This is a genomic window from Bacillus sp. RC242 (assembly GCF_044908245.1).
Classification (GTDB): domain Bacteria; phylum Bacillota; class Bacilli; order Bacillales; family Bacillaceae_G; genus Bacillus_A; species Bacillus_A mycoides.
Genome location: NZ_JBIYCZ010000004.1, coordinates 206797 through 221914, shown reverse-complemented (window position 1 = coordinate 221914; position 15118 = coordinate 206797). Strand labels below are relative to the sequence as shown.

The window sequence follows — 15118 nt, the reverse complement described above, 5'->3', positions numbered from 1 at the left end:
CAAATACTCCAATCTAATAACACATCCTATAATTTAACATAAAATGCATACCAAAAAAAAGGATTTGTCATAAAAGGCCCTAAATTACTCAAGGATAAAATATAGAAATAGAAAGAAATATTGTGCTCATATAATCCACCTATGAAACATAAAATCCCCCTTTAAATCAATAGTTCGGTAGATCCTTATGAAGGTGATATTGTTTAAAAAAGAAAACCTTAAAAATATTTTTCACCATATAAAATTCTTGTTTTCAAACAATCCCAAATTTTATCAGTAAATGCAAAAAATATAAAGGTAATATTTTCACTAAAAAAATCTAATCTCCTAATAAAAAAAAGGATTACATTAATTTGTAATCCTTTTTTACCATATGCTCACAATTTATTATTTCAACATACGCTTCGGCAATTTATCGATATTCTCTAACATGACACCTGTACCAATCGCAACACATTGCATTGGGTTTTCAGCAATTAATACTGGTACCTTTAATTCTTCTGCTAGAAGCATGTCGATACCGTGTAATAAAGCTCCACCGCCTGTTAGAATAACACCGCGGTCGATGATGTCCGCAGATAGTTCTGGTGGTGTGCGCTCTAGTACGCCTTTTGCAGCTTGTACAATGATAGCTGCGTCTTCTTTTAGTGCTTCTGTAATTTCTTCAGAGCATACTGTAATTGTACGTGGTAAACCAGTTACCATGTCACGTCCGCGAATTTCAAGCTCTTCACTGCGTGCACCCGGGAATACTGTACCAACTTTAATTTTAATATTTTCTGAAGTACGTTCTCCAATCAATAGCTTATACTTACGTTTAACGTAGTTTAAGATCTCCATATCAAACTTATCGCCAGCCATTTTGATAGAGGAAGAGGTAACAATATCACCCATAGAAAGTACGGCAATATCTGTTGTACCTCCACCAATATCAACAACCATGTTTCCGCTTGGCTGGAAGATTTCCATACCAGCACCAACTGCGGCTACTTTTGGTTCTTCTTCTAAAAATACTGTTTTACCACCTGAACGTTCAGCAGCTTCACGAATTGCTTTTTGTTCTACAGATGTGATATTTGTTGGACAGCAAATTAAAATGCGAGGTTTTGAAAAGAAGCTCTTCACGTCCAATTTGTTAATGAAATACTTTAACATCGCTTCTGTAATTTCGAAATCTGCGATTACACCATCTTTAAGCGGACGAATCGCCACAATATTACCAGGTGTACGTCCCACCATACTTCTTGCTTCTTCGCCTACCGCTAATACTTTTCCACTATTACGATCAATTGCCACAACAGATGGCTCATTTAATACAATACCCTTACCTTTAACATGAATTAATACGTTAGCCGTACCTAGGTCAATTCCGATATCTCGCGCAAACATTCCCGTCATTTCCTCCTCGATATTCAAAATCAGGTTACACCCGAATTCTTTTACACCTAATTTCTGATTTTATCATAAATTTAACAGAAACGTAATATTCGCAAAAAGAATTCTTCTGAAAAATATTACCGAATTCACAAGGAATGTTTGCTATTTTAGATTTATTGGCGCACAGGGTTTTCTGTATCTTCTTTTCGATACTTTTGCTTTGTTGCTTCTCCACCTCTTAAATGACGAATAGACTTATGATAATCAAGAATTTCTTTCACTTCATTTGCCAGCTCTGGATTAATTTCTGGCAAACGTTCTGTTAAATCTTTATGGACTGTACTCTTTGATACCCCAAACTCCTTTGCGATTACACGCACTGTCTTTCTTGTCTCCACGATATACTTGCCAATCTTGATAGTTCTCTCTTTGATGTAATCGTGCACACCACTCGCCTCCCTAAATTGGATGTGAGAAGTGTGAAATGAGACTCGCTGCATACGACTATGAAGTAAATGTGAGTGCTGTTTGTAAGCGTTAAACATTCTTGGATTTATAATGAAATGATTCACGATTTCTCACCTCAAACACTCTCTTTGCATTGGTTTATACCATTGTATTGCCCGCACTACTGATATATGCTACATGTTCACTATTTTTGCGGACTAAGTTAAGAAAAATTACGTTTTTTTGTGAGAAATACGTTAACGATGACAATTATGGCGAAAAAAAGTGACACCTCTTTATAAAAGGTGTCACTCTTCTCTTTCATATTCTTCTTCTAATAACTGATGGTGGGGAACTTCTTTCTTACCGGCAATATAATAATATAAAGCGAATAAAACAAACAATAAAATGATAGCAATCGACAGAACAGATAAAAATGACACAGTATCCCCTCCCTTTTGTAATATATATTCGAGAATCTCGTCATTTTTCCTTGTTATTGCAACTTTTTTCTCGAAATTGATTATTTTTATATGAAAATAAAAAAATCAGTTCTCCTAATGAGAACTGATTTTTTCACTTTATTATTCTTGTGAAGAAGAACCGTTAGATGATTCTGTAGAACCATTCGTTGATTTTTCTTCTTTTTGAGATTTGTCATCTTGTTTGCCGTTCGTCTCTTTATCACTAGTCGAACCGCTTGTTGATTTCTCTTCTTTTTGAGATTTCTCATCTTGTTTGCCGTTCGTCTCTTTATCACTAGTCGAGCCGCTTGTTGATTTCTCTTCTTTTTGAGACTTATCTTCTGGTTTCGTACTTGTCGACTTTTCTTCTTTTTGAGATTTGTCATCAGCTTTTTTACCAGAAGCATTTGTCGCCTTTGCAGCACCTGCATCAGCTTTAATTTCTGCTACTGATTTATTTAAATAACGCTCAGGGTTCACAGCCACATTGTCTTTACGTACTTCAAAGTGAACGTAAGAACCTGCATCTTTATTCATTGCATTTAGACCTGATTTTCCTAACACTTCACCTTGCGCGACTCTTGCACCTTTTTCTACTTTCACACTGCCTAAGCTTTGATAAGATGCTGCTACACCATTTCCACTATCTACTGTTACAACATAACCAAGAAGTGAATCTTTTTCAGCTTTCGTTACTGTACCACTTAAAGCAGCTGTAACATCGAATTCTTTTCCGTTTTTCGCAGCAATGTCAATTCCTTTATTCGGGGAATATGTGTTGTTATAAAAGACAAGTGCTTTTTCTTGTTCCGCCTCTGATGCTGCATCTTCATAGAATTTCTTCTGTACTACTACTTCTGCATTTGCTGCAGTTGGCATTTTCACTACTTCTGAAGATTTTGTTACTGGTACTGCCGGATCTTCCGTTTGTGTATACGGTGTTGCTTGATCTTGGTTCGGAGCTTTCTTTGGATTAGCTCCCTGGAACCATAGCGCAACCATTAAGATTACCGCTGCACAAGCAATGTATAGTGCCGGAAACACCCATCTTTTTTGAAATAAATGTACTACTTTTTGCGACTTTTTACTATTTCTTCCTCGCATTCCATCATCACCTCAGCAATCATTTTGAACAATATTCACTCATCCTATACAACCTATAACTAATTACTTTTCGACAAATTCTGTAAAAATATGTATAGGAATTGCAAAATTTCCGAGGAAATGATAGAAAAAGGAAAAAACTGAGCGTTTCAGCTCAGTTTTTTAGTCTAGTTGTTTCTTTTTATAAACGATAATACAAAGAATAATAGAAAGTACGCACCAAATTATTATATTTATTAAATCACCACTAACAGTCGATAATCCCTTTCCGTTCATTAGCTTCGGCATTGCATCCGCAAGGTGTTTCGTTGGAAGAAAATCAATCATTTTTTTTACAAAATCATTTTTTAAAAAAACTCCTAATATTGGAGCTAGAAGGAAAATAAATAAGATTGGCATACCTACTACTGATGTTGATGCTGTTGTTTTAGCTATTAATCCAATCGCCGTACCTAACATAAGAAAGAAAAATATACTAATAAGTAAAAATAGCACTATTAATGGAATATTCCCCTTTACTACACCTAAAATTGCGAAGTTACTAAAACAAATTGCAAATGTAATAAGACCTGTTAATGCGCTTTTTCCTAGTAACACTTCTAACGATGATGCTGGTGATAACATCAGCACACGTAGCGTATGCTTTTCTTTTTCTTCTGCAATTAAAGCCGCTTGAACAAAGCTTCCTACCATTGTTAAAGCCATTAAAGTTACCATATTAGATATTTCATCTTTCGGTCCATCCATCTGTCCATAAACAAAAGCAAATATAATTGGAAGTATTGCCATTACAAGTACAGATGCATTTGCTTTAATATCCTGTACCTCTTTCCAAAAAATCGCTGAAAATCTTCTCATCGAAAACGTCATTATAATCCCCTCCCAGTAACTTCAATAAAGATATCGCCTAAAGTTGGCTCTTGTGAATGAATGGATAGTAGCTCGCCCTTTTTCATCCATTCTGAAATACGTTTTGCACCTAATTCATCTTTTTGCACTATTTCTTTCTTCTTATCTGTTAATACGACTCGTATTTGATCTTTCGCGTATTGCAAGCGAAGGTTTTCTGGTGTATCAAGAGCTACAATTTCTCCGCCGCACAGAAAGGCAATACGGTTACAAAGCGTTTCTGCTTCGTCCATGTTGTGCGTTGTTAAGAAAATCGTTGTTCCTTCTTTATTTAGGTCTTTTAAGATTTTATGAATGTTTTGTACGTTTACTGGATCAAGTGCAGATGTTGGTTCATCTAAGAAGAGGATATCTGGTTTGTGAAGGATCGCTCTCGCTAGCGTGACACGCTGCTTCATTCCTTTTGATAATTTTTTCACTTGTGTTTTTTTATCATCCAATAAGTTCACTTGTGCTAACACTTCATCAATTCGTTCTTTTTTGCAATCGTATAAGTCACAAAATAATAGTAAGTTATCATAAATGCTAAGTCTTTCGTATAAGCCGCTATTGTCTGTTAAAATGCCGATTCGTTTGTAATCGATGCTGCTTGGTCCTGTAATATCTTTCCCCAACACTCGTACCGTTCCAATACTATGAAGCAATTGAGAAGTTAAAATCTTTACTGTTGTTGTTTTCCCAGATCCACTCGGTCCGAGGAATCCAAAGATTTCTCCTTGCTTCACCTCAATATTTACATTTCGAAGGGCCGTTTTTCCATCGAAACTTTTCATTACATCTTTCATTTCAATTGCCAATGTCATTTCGTCATCCCCTTTGTTTTTCTTTTTATAGATGAAAGTCGCTTTAGCGCTTTTCGTTTGTTTGTTTCGCTTTTCTTGACTCAATCATATGAAAAACAAAGGGGTTACGCAGTAAAATACCGGTAAAAGGAGTATTTTTACCGGTGAATGAATCATATTTTGAGCTTATCGGAGCATTTTTATAGCCCAATTACACCTTTTAATTCATCCATTCGTCCTTTTGAAAGCGGGATTGAACTTTTTCTTTCGTCATCCAAAATTAAACTAAAACTATTACGTGTCCACGTAATAACTTCTCGTACTCTTTGTAAATTGACGAGGTACGAGCGATGACATCTAAAGAATCCAAATCCTGTTAATCTCACTTCTAGTTCACTTAATGTTAATGCGCATACGAAATCCCCTTCGCGCACATGAATATGTGTCACTCCATTTTGCGTTTCAATGAAATGGATTTCCATCGGATCCAGTAAAATGATTTTATCATTCACTTTCGCTGGAATTCTTTCAAGTTTCATTTGCGGAATCATTTGAACTACTTTTTCTTCATCGACTTCTTCAACTTCCTCTTGCTCTATTTCTATCTTTTTCACACCATCGTTGTTTAATATGTACACATCTTCTGTCAGCGAAAGGGCATCTGATAAAAAGGAGGACGTGATAAAGATTGCCTTTCCTTGCTCATTCATTTTCATAATCGCTTTTCGAATAATGATCGTACTCTCTGTATCGACATTTTGCTCTGGCTCTTCTAAAATAACTAAATCCGGATTATGAATCATAACTCGCCCAAGATGAAGACGGCGTTTCTCTGAAAATGATAGTTTTTCTATTTTAACGTTCAACTTATCTAGGAGACCGACATATTGTACTACTTCTTCCATACTCATGTTAGATTCATAAAGCCCTAATATAAACTTGAAGTACTCCCTCACCTTCAAACGATCGTATGCTTCATCTTTCAAAAAACAAAAACCAATGCGGGAATAATTCTTCTTTCCAATCGCTGTGCCTTCAAATAGTACATTCCCAGTTGAAGCTTCTTCTTCACCGATAATGATGCGGTGCAACACTTTAGCTGTATGGTTATTACACTGCAAAACAACACATTGCCCTTTTTCAACCTTCAGTTCAACTGCCGGTAACTGGTTCGTCTTCCCTAACTGTTTCAACTCCAATAACGCCATTCCGTCTCCTCCAAATGTTTTTATCCTATTATACCAAACAATTAATGGAAAATTATGATATTTTAAACAAAAAAGAAGTAGGTATCAGGAAACCCCTGACACCTACTTCTTCACCATCAACTTTCCTTCATAATCATTCATCGTCTTTATTTCAATGCCTTTATAGTAATGAGCGACTATCTCTGTATATTTCTTACCTTCCGCTGCCATACCATTCGCGCCGTACTGGCTCATACCGACGCCGTGACCGAACCCTTTCGTTGTAACGGTGATGTTATCTCCTTCTTGTTTCCACGTAAAGTCTGAGGAGCGTAAATCTAACTTTTCACGAACTTGTTTTCCTGTTAATGTTTTTCCTTGAAACTCTACATCCTTTACTCGCTTTCCTTCCGTAAGGTCTTTAATATTACCAACCTTTCCGTTTGCTAGTACTTTCACACCGAGGCGTTTTTGAAAATCAGCTACTGTGAATTTTTGCTCACTCGTAAATTTTGGAGAGGCTTGATCCCACGGACTATCTACACTCTTTAAGTACGGATAATCATTCCCCCAATAATCAGCTGCATTTTCTGTTCGTCCGTTACTCGTTGAGAAGAAGGATGCTGAAATTGGTTTTCCATCATACGTTAAAACTTGTCCTGCGGTTTTCGAAACGGCTTCCTCAATTTTCTTTAAATTATTTTCGTAGTTATTACCCCATTGTTTCTTCAATTCCTCTTTGCTTTTGTACACTTGATCTTTCACCGTATCTGTCACGTCCGCATTGTTTTTCTTACCTCCGCTTAGCATACGCTGCACTACAAATGTTCTTGCTGCTAATGCCTGCGCCTTTAGCGCCTCTATTTCAAAGCTGGCATTCATCTCAGAAGCTACTACACCGGCCACATACTCCTCCATAGGCAATGTCTCTACCTTCTTCTGCTGATCACGATATACAGCAACTTGAACCGCTGTATCCACTTTCCCTGGAGCTGGTATACTTTCTATCGCTGGAGGAGTTTTAGAAGCTGCTTCTTCCCCTACTTTTGCTTTCGCAAACGGAATAACAAGAGAAGCAGGTACAATGATAACGAGCGCTATTAAGAGCGCTACTGTAATGAAAAGTGGCTTTGAAAATTTCATCCTATTCCCCCAATATAAAGTTGGATTCCTTTCATTCTTATGGAAATACGGGATCTTTTAGAACATACTTGGGGGTATCGTTATAAAGTGAAACTATAATCAGTGGGGTTTTACTGACCGCAAATAGTGGAATAAAACAAAAATTTTCTAAATATTTTTACTGAGACGTGCATAAGTATAGAATTTATTGACTATAACAGTAATAACCCAAAAAAAATAGCCCCTATGTCAAAAGACATAGAGACTACTTCAATTAAGCGTGAAGATCAGAAACTTCTTGTTCTTTCACTTCTTCTACTTTTTCGTTTACACGTTCAATAGTTGCACCTAATGCAGCTAATTTCTTATGGAAGTCTACATAACCGCGGTCAAGATGTTTTAACTCTGTTACACGAGTATAACCTTCTGATACTAAACCAGCTAAGATTAATGCTGCTGCTGCACGTAAATCAGTTGCGCCAACTTCAGCTCCTTGCAAGCTACTTGGACCGTTCATAATTACAGAACGACCTTCGATTTTAATATCAGCATTCATACGACGGAATTCTTCAACGTGCATAAAGCGGTTTTCGAATACCGTTTCTGTAATCATACTTGTTCCATCAGCATGTAGTAATAATGCCATCATTTGTGATTGCATGTCTGTTGGGAAACCTGGATGAGGCATAGTTTTAATATCAACCGCTTTTAACTTATCTGGGCCGATAACACGTACACCTTCATTTTCCTCAATAATTTTAACACCCATTTCTTCCATTTTCGCTGTAATTGAGCGTAAATGTTCAGGCACAGCATTTTCAATTAAGATGTCTCCACCTGTAATTGCCGCTGCAACCATGAATGTTCCTGCTTCAATACGGTCAGGAATAATAGGGTGGTTCGCACCATATAATTTTTCAACGCCTTCAATACGAATCGTTCCAGTTCCAGCTCCGCGTACTTTCGCTCCCATTGCATTTAAGAAGTTAGCTAAGTCAACGATTTCTGGCTCTTTCGCTGCGTTTTCAAGGACTGTTGTCCCTTTTGCTAATGTAGCTGCAGACATAATGTTTTCTGTCGCGCCTACGCTTGGGAAGTCTAAATAAATTTTAGCTCCTTTTAGTTCGCCCTCTACGTGTGCCTCAACAAATCCGTTACCAACTTTTACTTTCGCTCCCATTGCTTCGAAGCCTTTTAAATGTTGGTCAATTGGACGTGAACCAATTGCACATCCACCAGGAAGTGCAATACGAGCACGACCGTTACGTGCTAATAATGGTCCCATTACTTGAACAGATGCACGCATCTTACGTACATACTCAAATGGTGCTTCAATGTTTAATTCTTTAGAAGAATCGATTGTTACTTGGTTATTTTCAAATACGACTTCAGCATTTAAATGACGTAATACCTCGTTAATTGTGTATACATCAGATAATACTGGTACTTCAGATAGTACATTCTTTCCGTCACTCGCTAATAGGGCTGCAGCGATTATAGGTAATACAGCATTTTTTGCGCCCTCAACACGCACTGTGCCGCTTAACCGCTTTCCGCCACGGACGATGATCTTTTCCAAATTATTCCCCTCCGTGTCCTTTTTTCAGTATCTATTCACTCAATACTCAGAAGTTATGATCGGTGTGCCAACCACAATTGTATCTTTGTTGTTTGTAGAACGTATTGCTATTTGCACATTTATTTTCTCTCTATTTGTTGAAAGAGCGTCATTCCACTTTTTATTATATGCGGAGACTGATACAAATGCTCTTTCTTCTATCTGTTCGATCGCTCTTGCTGAAAGATCTTTCAAAACCTGATTGGTTTTATTTTGCAAAACACCTTCAATCTTATCATTCAGTACACCTTGAACACAAGTGTAAATTATAGGTTTTTCACTAAAAATTTTATCTATGTTCTGAACGTACTTCGGGTCCCATTTCGCCCCGCTCACTTCAAAAATAATAAAAGTGTTTTCTTTAGTATTTTCCTTACTCCAAGTTACTACTATTCGTTCTTCATGTGAAGAAGATTTTTTATAGGATGTAGCCTTATATCCATCTGGAGATTGTTCTAATTCCCAACTTTCGATGTTTGCCTCTTCCTTCACATCGTTTAACAATTTTTGAAACGTATGTATATTAGAAATTGTTTTCGTTTCTCGCGCTAACCATGACCACCGCTCTACTTTTGCATCGTTCTTCTCTAAAGCTGCAATCATGCTCTCCATTTTCTGTTCATCGCTTATAGGTTTCATCTCTTTATATCCAACCAAAAATAAAACAACACTTACGATAACGATAAGAATGGCTTTAAACTTCAATTTCATCCCCTCCTATCCCCATTGTTAACGGAGATATGAGGTTCTATACACTTACTTTACTAAATACGTTAAACTCTTTGAATAGCCTAAATAATCAAGGAAAAAGTTACTTACAGATGTCCCAATTGTAATTGTAATTAGGATAAGTAATACTCTCGTCTGCATCACTTTTCCAGACTTCATTAAGCGCTCAATGTGAATACCTTGTAAGGCCCACCACGTAATGGTAATAAACAATAAATGCGAAACAATGGCAATCAGTGCTTGTTGCCCTAAAAGATGTGCCAAAAAATCGACCCCTTTTTTGCTTGGCTACTACTTACGCAAAATGTAAAAAACGATACCATAAATAAGTAGGAGCCACACTTTTTCAAACGCAAATAAGCATCTTACATCGTAATTTCCTCTCGGAAAACATATACCTATAGACGTTTTCATTTGTTGTTACTCCAAAATAAAAAGCGTAGAGTACGGACTCTACACCTTTTATTTCCACTATTGTACCACGTTCCCCAAGAAGAAGAAATCCTTCATTAATGGAAAATGTTCATAAAAGAAATTGTAACCAATCATCGGCATAATCCCTAGTATTACAATTGAAATTGCGCAAAGACTCATGACAATCTTTATATTTAACGGTAATCGGAGCTTTTCTTCTGTCTCTCCCTTGCGGAAAAACATTTGCTGTAATATTTGGAAATAATATATGAATGAAATAACCGTCGTCCCCATCATAATAGAAGCTAATACGTAATGAGCAGGTTCAACATGAAGTGCCCCTAAAAAAATGTTAATTTTCCCGATGAAACCTGCTGTCCCCGGTATTCCAGCTAACGATAAAATAAAGACCGTCATCACTATAGCTGTAAAGGGGGATCGCTTATATAACCCTGTAAAAATCGTCATGTTTTCCTTATCATTTTGTAAGATTAATCCGTGGATGATTGCAAATGCTCCTATATTCATAAGCATATATGCAAGCATATAAAACCACATACTATCCATCGTAAACTGTGATAGCGCTACAAGAGGGACTAGCAAATACCCAGCATGCGCGATACCTGAATAGGCAAATAGACGTTTTACGTTGTATTGCTTTAATGCTACTACGTTCCCAACAATCATCGTAATACTAGCTAGTACCGCAATGTATATACTCATACGCCCGTACAAAGATTGTGCGTCTCCTTGGATTGCCACACCTGCAAACACCATAAGAAACAAACGCGTAATGAGTAGAAAACCAGCAATTTTAGAAATCGTTCCGAGAAAAGCAGTGACAGGTGTAGCCGCTCCCTCATACACATCTGGTGCCCACATATGAAATGGCACTGTTGCAATTTTGAATGAGAGTCCAACGAGCAAAAGTAGAAATGCGAGGGCTAACAATAACTGAATGCCCCCGGCCAATCCTTGCGTAAATACCTTTTGCATTTCCACTATGTTGGTCGACCCTGTAATACCGTATAAATAACTCATTCCAAAGAGTGTAATTGCTGTTCCAATTCCTCCGTTAATGACATATTTCATTGCAGCCTCATTCGATGCGCGATTTCTTTTTCGGATTCCTACTAAAATATAGGAAGAAAGCGAAAGCAACTCTAAACCAACGAACAATGTGATGAAATCAACGCTAGACGCCATGAACATCGCTCCAAGAAGCGCCATTAAAAACAAATAATAATATTCCCCTTTATCTTGAATAGGCTCCTTCTTGTCATCGCTTATTGCCATACATAAAACGAGAGCTGATCCACCTAATAACAACGTTTTAAATCCTTTTGAAAATCCATCTAGTACTAACGATCCATTTAAAATATCTCCTGCCGGTTCGCTATATAGCGTCATTAATGACACTATCGCTAACAAGGCAGCGGCAATTGCACCAATCGCAACGTACCTATGGTTCAGCTTAAAAAACAAATCACATATGGAAAGAAGGATGGCTGCCCCGAGAATAATGAATTCTGGTACCATGAGATGCCATGATAAGCTAAGTAACGTGTTCATATCCATCCTACTTCACCCCCAATGTTTTCAATGTAGTTTGAAGTGGATCCCCTAGTAGTTCTGGCATTACCCCAATTGCAATAATACAAACGATAAGCACTATAACAGGAACGTACTCCCATCCGTGTATATCAATTTTCGCTTCCCATTCTTTCTTACCAAATATCACTTGAAGTGTCGCTCTTAATACGTATACAGCGGTTAAAATAATTCCAATTACACCGACGGCGGCGATAACAGGTTTCCCTTGGAATAAACCGAGAAAGGCAAGGAATTCGCTAATAAATCCGGACATCCCTGGCATTCCAAGCGATGCCATACCGCCAGCTAGGAAGAAACCGCTAAGCACCGGAACACTTTTTGCAAGTCCACCAAGTGCTGTAATATCCGAAGTCCCGAAACGCTCTTCAATAATGCCAAGCAAGAAGAAGAGTAAGGCCGCAATTAAACCGTGAGACACAACTTGGAACAATGCCCCTTGTGTACCTGGTGCATTTAACGCCGCAAGCCCCATTAATACAATGCCCATATGCGAAATACTAGAGTAAGCAAGTACCTTTCTAAAGTCCGTTTGGATGAGTGCTAGAAAGGCTCCATACAATAAATTAATTACCCCTAAAATCGCGATTAGCGTTGCAAAATCACGAAAATATTCTGGGAATAATCCTTTCCCGAAGCGAACAATACCGTACGCGCCAATCTTCAGCAAAACCCCCGCGTGAAGCATAACTACAGCAGGATGCGCTTCTATGTGTACATTGACCATCCAGCGATGCAAAGGGAAAACAGGGAGTTTAATCGCAAAAGCAATCATTATGGCAAGAAACAAGCCGAACTGTACGCTACTTGAGACGGCCATTCCTCCCCCAGCACCTACACTCGTTAATATTTCTTTAAGCTCTGCAATATTTGTTGTACCTGTTTTCGCAAATAAAACCGAGAAAACGATAAGTAAAATAGCTGATCCAATACCGTTATATATTAAATAACTATATGCAGCCTTTTCACTCGACAATTTCCCCCACTTGCCAATTAATAAAAACATTGGTGGCAACGTAATTTCAAAGAACATGAAGAACAACATTAAATTTTGAGCAGCGAAGACACCGAGCATACCTATTTCTAACATGAGTAACAGCATGTAGAATGCTTTCAAATTTCTTTTAATAGAAAATGCCGCAATAGCTGCAAGCATCGCTAGAAGGGCTGTGAGCACCATCATTACAAGCGATAAACCATCAATACCAAGCTCGTAATAAATTGAAAACCACCTTTTGTCCACTGCTGTGAAATCCCCAAATTTAATCCATTTCACTTTTTCATCAAATATCGATAAGCTCTTTCCTGAAGCGTATGTACAAGCAAGAACGATAGCAATTCCAAATGGAAGCGCCGTTCCGAATACACCAAGCGCCTGCACTGTACGCGATTCTCGTTTCGGCGTTAATAAAAGCAAGAGAATTCCTAAAAGCGGGGAAAAAATGAAGAACGTTAATAGCAATCCATTCACCGTAAATCCCCTCCCGTATATAACAAAATAATTAGGAGAACTGCGAGCGAAACTGCTGTTACAGTTCCGTACACTTGTACATTCCCGTTTTGAAGCCGCGATCCTAGACCACTCATACCTTTAACCAATCCAGCAATTAAAACTGCGATTCCTTCTACAACGTATACTTCAAATAAGCGAAGCACATGAGCGATTCCTTTCGTAATAGGAAGCACCGTCACATTGTATAGTTCATCCACATAATATTTTCCTTTCAAAAGGTTATAAAGAGGCGTCCCTTCTCCGCCGGCCCAATCTCTAGAGATAGATTTCTTGCCGTATATGAAATATGCAAGGGCAATTCCCGCAAATGAAACGAGCGTCGCAACAACCATAATCCAAACAGGTCCATGCACTTCCTTCACCTGGAATCCTATATCTTTCGTAAGCCAATCCCCAAGAAACGTTCCGAACCACGGTGTATTTATATAACCTGCCACTACCGCAAGAACACCAAGGACAATCATCGGATACGTCATTGTGCGAGGTGATTCATGCACCTCTTCCTCCGTCTTCGTTTCCCCTGTAAAAACAAGAAAGTATAGACGGAACATATAAAATGCTGTTAGAAATGCCGCAATTACTGCTAAAACGAATAGAAAGTAATTGCCATTCATCCAAGCCGCCGCTAAAATTTCATCTTTACTAAAAAATCCGGAAAGCAGAGGAACACCACTAATTGCAAGTGTGCCTATTAAAAATAGTGCACCGGTTACTTTCATCTTTTTCTGTAAACCGCCCATTTTATTAATGTTTTGCGTATGGACTGCATGAATTACGCTTCCTGCTGCCAGGAACAATAATGCTTTAAAAAAGGCGTGTGTCGTTAAGTGAAAGATACCAGCTACATAACCCGCCGAGCCTAGCGCAAGCATCATATACCCGAGCTGACTAACTGTAGAGTAAGCAAGAACCCTCTTAATATCAGTTTGTACTAGACCAATAGAGGCCGCAAAGATTGCGGTGAAAGCCCCAACGATTGCCACAGTTTGCATCGCTACCGCACTTGCTGAAAATAGCGGGAACATCGTCGCTACTAAATATACGCCGGCTGCAACCATCGTTGCCGCGTGAATAAGTGCCGAAACAGGCGTCGGTCCTTCCATTGCATCTGGCAACCATGTATGAAGCGGGAACTGACCCGATTTCCCCATCGCACCGATAAAAATTAATATCGCCGTTATTGTAATCATAGAAGGAGAGAGGTCGCCCGTATGAATCGCTTTAAAAATCGCGTCATATTCAAAACTACCTGCGTGCCAAAAAATTAATATCATCCCAATAAATAGCCCAACATCCCCAATGCGTGTCATAATAAAAGCCTTTTTCGCAGCAGCTTTCGCTTCTTCTTTAAAGAAATAAAAACCGATAAGTAAAAACGAACCAAGGCCGACTAACTCCCAAAATATATAAAGCTGTAATAAATTCGTCGATATAACTAGCCCAAGCATCGCAAAGGTAAAGAGCCCTAAATATGCATAAAAGGTTGGTAATCTGGTGTCACCTTTCATATAACCTTTTGAGTACACATGTACAAGAAAACTCACAAGCGTAACGATAAACAACATTAAAGCCCCTAATGCGGTAACTTCAAAACCAAATGATATATCTATATCTCCTACCCTAAGCCATACCCACTTATGCTTCACTGCCTCGGATGAAAACCGTTCTATTAGTACCACTACCGCGGATATAAAGGAGAGAAAGGTAAAGAAAATACCTAGTACACTACTTCCCTCTCTAATTTTCTTCCCGAACACAATAAGTAACAAAAACGAAACAAGCGGGAAAAGCGGTATGAGCCATGCATAATCGATCATTGTTTCCTTCCCCCTTTTCGGTCA

At 38.2% G+C, this 15118-nt stretch carries 14 protein-coding genes; all 14 read right to left on the bottom strand.

Going from position 1 to position 15118, the window contains the following annotated elements; translation table 11 throughout:
* Window positions 1–387: 387 nt before the first annotated feature.
* On the bottom strand, window positions 388–1389 hold the full coding sequence (mreB, locus tag ABH957_RS10215; RefSeq protein WP_404511191.1) for a rod shape-determining protein: 1002 nt from the start codon (window positions 1387–1389) through the stop codon (window positions 388–390).
* 161 nt (window positions 1390–1550) lie between these two features.
* Window positions 1551–1823 (bottom strand): sporulation transcriptional regulator SpoIIID, encoded by a 273-nt coding sequence (spoIIID, locus tag ABH957_RS10210; protein ID WP_002089714.1) that lies wholly within the window; start codon window positions 1821–1823, stop codon window positions 1551–1553.
* A 309-nt stretch (window positions 1824–2132) separates the two neighbouring features.
* Window positions 2133–2267 carry a hypothetical protein gene (locus ABH957_RS10205; RefSeq protein WP_002016211.1) on the bottom strand — a complete coding sequence of 45 codons (135 nt, stop codon included), beginning with the start codon at window positions 2265–2267 and terminating at the stop codon, window positions 2133–2135.
* Window positions 2268–2408: 141 nt separating this feature from the next.
* Window positions 2409–3392, bottom strand: coding sequence for a stage II sporulation protein SpoIIQ (gene spoIIQ, locus ABH957_RS10200; RefSeq protein WP_002167338.1), 984 nt, complete (start codon window positions 3390–3392; stop codon window positions 2409–2411).
* Window positions 3393–3554: 162 nt separating this feature from the next.
* Complete coding sequence (locus ABH957_RS10195) at window positions 3555–4262, bottom strand: ABC transporter permease (RefSeq protein ID WP_061673793.1); 708 nt, start codon at window positions 4260–4262, stop codon at window positions 3555–3557.
* Window positions 4262–5104, bottom strand: a complete 843-nt coding sequence (locus ABH957_RS10190) for an ABC transporter ATP-binding protein (protein ID WP_404454745.1) — start codon at window positions 5102–5104, stop codon at window positions 4262–4264. Before ABH957_RS10190 ends, ABH957_RS10195 begins: the two co-directional genes overlap by 1 nt.
* Window positions 5105–5283: 179 nt before the next feature.
* On the bottom strand, window positions 5284–6291 hold the full coding sequence (locus ABH957_RS10185; RefSeq protein WP_404511105.1) for a LytTR family transcriptional regulator DNA-binding domain-containing protein: 1008 nt from the start codon (window positions 6289–6291) through the stop codon (window positions 5284–5286).
* A gap of 102 nt (window positions 6292–6393) precedes the next feature.
* Window positions 6394–7413, bottom strand: coding sequence for a stage II sporulation protein D (gene spoIID / locus ABH957_RS10180; RefSeq protein WP_404442307.1), 1020 nt, complete (start codon window positions 7411–7413; stop codon window positions 6394–6396).
* 253 nt (window positions 7414–7666) lie between these two features.
* Entirely contained in the window at window positions 7667–8971 is a 1305-nt protein-coding gene (gene murA / locus ABH957_RS10175) for a UDP-N-acetylglucosamine 1-carboxyvinyltransferase (RefSeq protein WP_002068497.1), read from the bottom strand.
* Between the two features lie 39 nt (window positions 8972–9010).
* A complete protein-coding gene (locus tag ABH957_RS10170) occupies window positions 9011–9715 on the bottom strand; it encodes a YwmB family TATA-box binding protein (RefSeq protein WP_181149507.1) in 705 nt (234 codons plus the stop codon).
* Window positions 9716–9766: 51 nt separating this feature from the next.
* Window positions 9767–10003, bottom strand: coding sequence for a DUF1146 family protein (locus ABH957_RS10165; protein ID WP_002113021.1), 237 nt, complete (start codon window positions 10001–10003; stop codon window positions 9767–9769).
* Between the two features lie 207 nt (window positions 10004–10210).
* Window positions 10211–11725: an NADH-quinone oxidoreductase subunit NuoN gene (nuoN, locus tag ABH957_RS10160; protein ID WP_404511189.1), complete on the bottom strand. Its 1515-nt coding sequence runs from the start codon at window positions 11723–11725 to the stop codon at window positions 10211–10213.
* A gap of 7 nt (window positions 11726–11732) precedes the next feature.
* Window positions 11733–13235 carry an NADH-quinone oxidoreductase subunit M gene (locus ABH957_RS10155; protein ID WP_404511103.1) on the bottom strand — a complete coding sequence of 501 codons (1503 nt, stop codon included), beginning with the start codon at window positions 13233–13235 and terminating at the stop codon, window positions 11733–11735.
* Window positions 13232–15094 (bottom strand): NADH-quinone oxidoreductase subunit L, encoded by a 1863-nt coding sequence (nuoL, locus tag ABH957_RS10150; protein WP_219300841.1) that lies wholly within the window; start codon window positions 15092–15094, stop codon window positions 13232–13234. The genes ABH957_RS10155 and nuoL overlap by 4 nt, the downstream gene beginning before the upstream one ends.
* Window positions 15095–15118: the final 24 nt, after the last annotated feature.

What these genes read in the sequence shown, in the direction of transcription:
- mreB (WP_404511191.1), bottom strand. Translation starts at nt 1,389, where the DNA reads ATGTTTGCGCGAGATATCGGAATTGACCTAGGTACGGCTAACGTATTA.
- spoIIQ (WP_002167338.1), bottom strand. Translation starts at nt 3,392, where the DNA reads ATGCGAGGAAGAAATAGTAAAAAGTCGCAAAAAGTAGTACATTTATTT.
- ABH957_RS10195 (WP_061673793.1), bottom strand. Translation starts at nt 4,262, where the DNA reads ATGACGTTTTCGATGAGAAGATTTTCAGCGATTTTTTGGAAAGAGGTA.
- ABH957_RS10190 (WP_404454745.1), bottom strand. Translation starts at nt 5,104, where the DNA reads ATGACATTGGCAATTGAAATGAAAGATGTAATGAAAAGTTTCGATGGA.
- ABH957_RS10185 (WP_404511105.1), bottom strand. Translation starts at nt 6,291, where the DNA reads ATGGCGTTATTGGAGTTGAAACAGTTAGGGAAGACGAACCAGTTACCG.
- spoIID (WP_404442307.1), bottom strand. Translation starts at nt 7,413, where the DNA reads ATGAAATTTTCAAAGCCACTTTTCATTACAGTAGCGCTCTTAATAGCG.
- nuoN (WP_404511189.1), bottom strand. Translation starts at nt 11,725, where the DNA reads ATGAACACGTTACTTAGCTTATCATGGCATCTCATGGTACCAGAATTC.
- nuoL (WP_219300841.1), bottom strand. Translation starts at nt 15,094, where the DNA reads ATGATCGATTATGCATGGCTCATACCGCTTTTCCCGCTTGTTTCGTTT.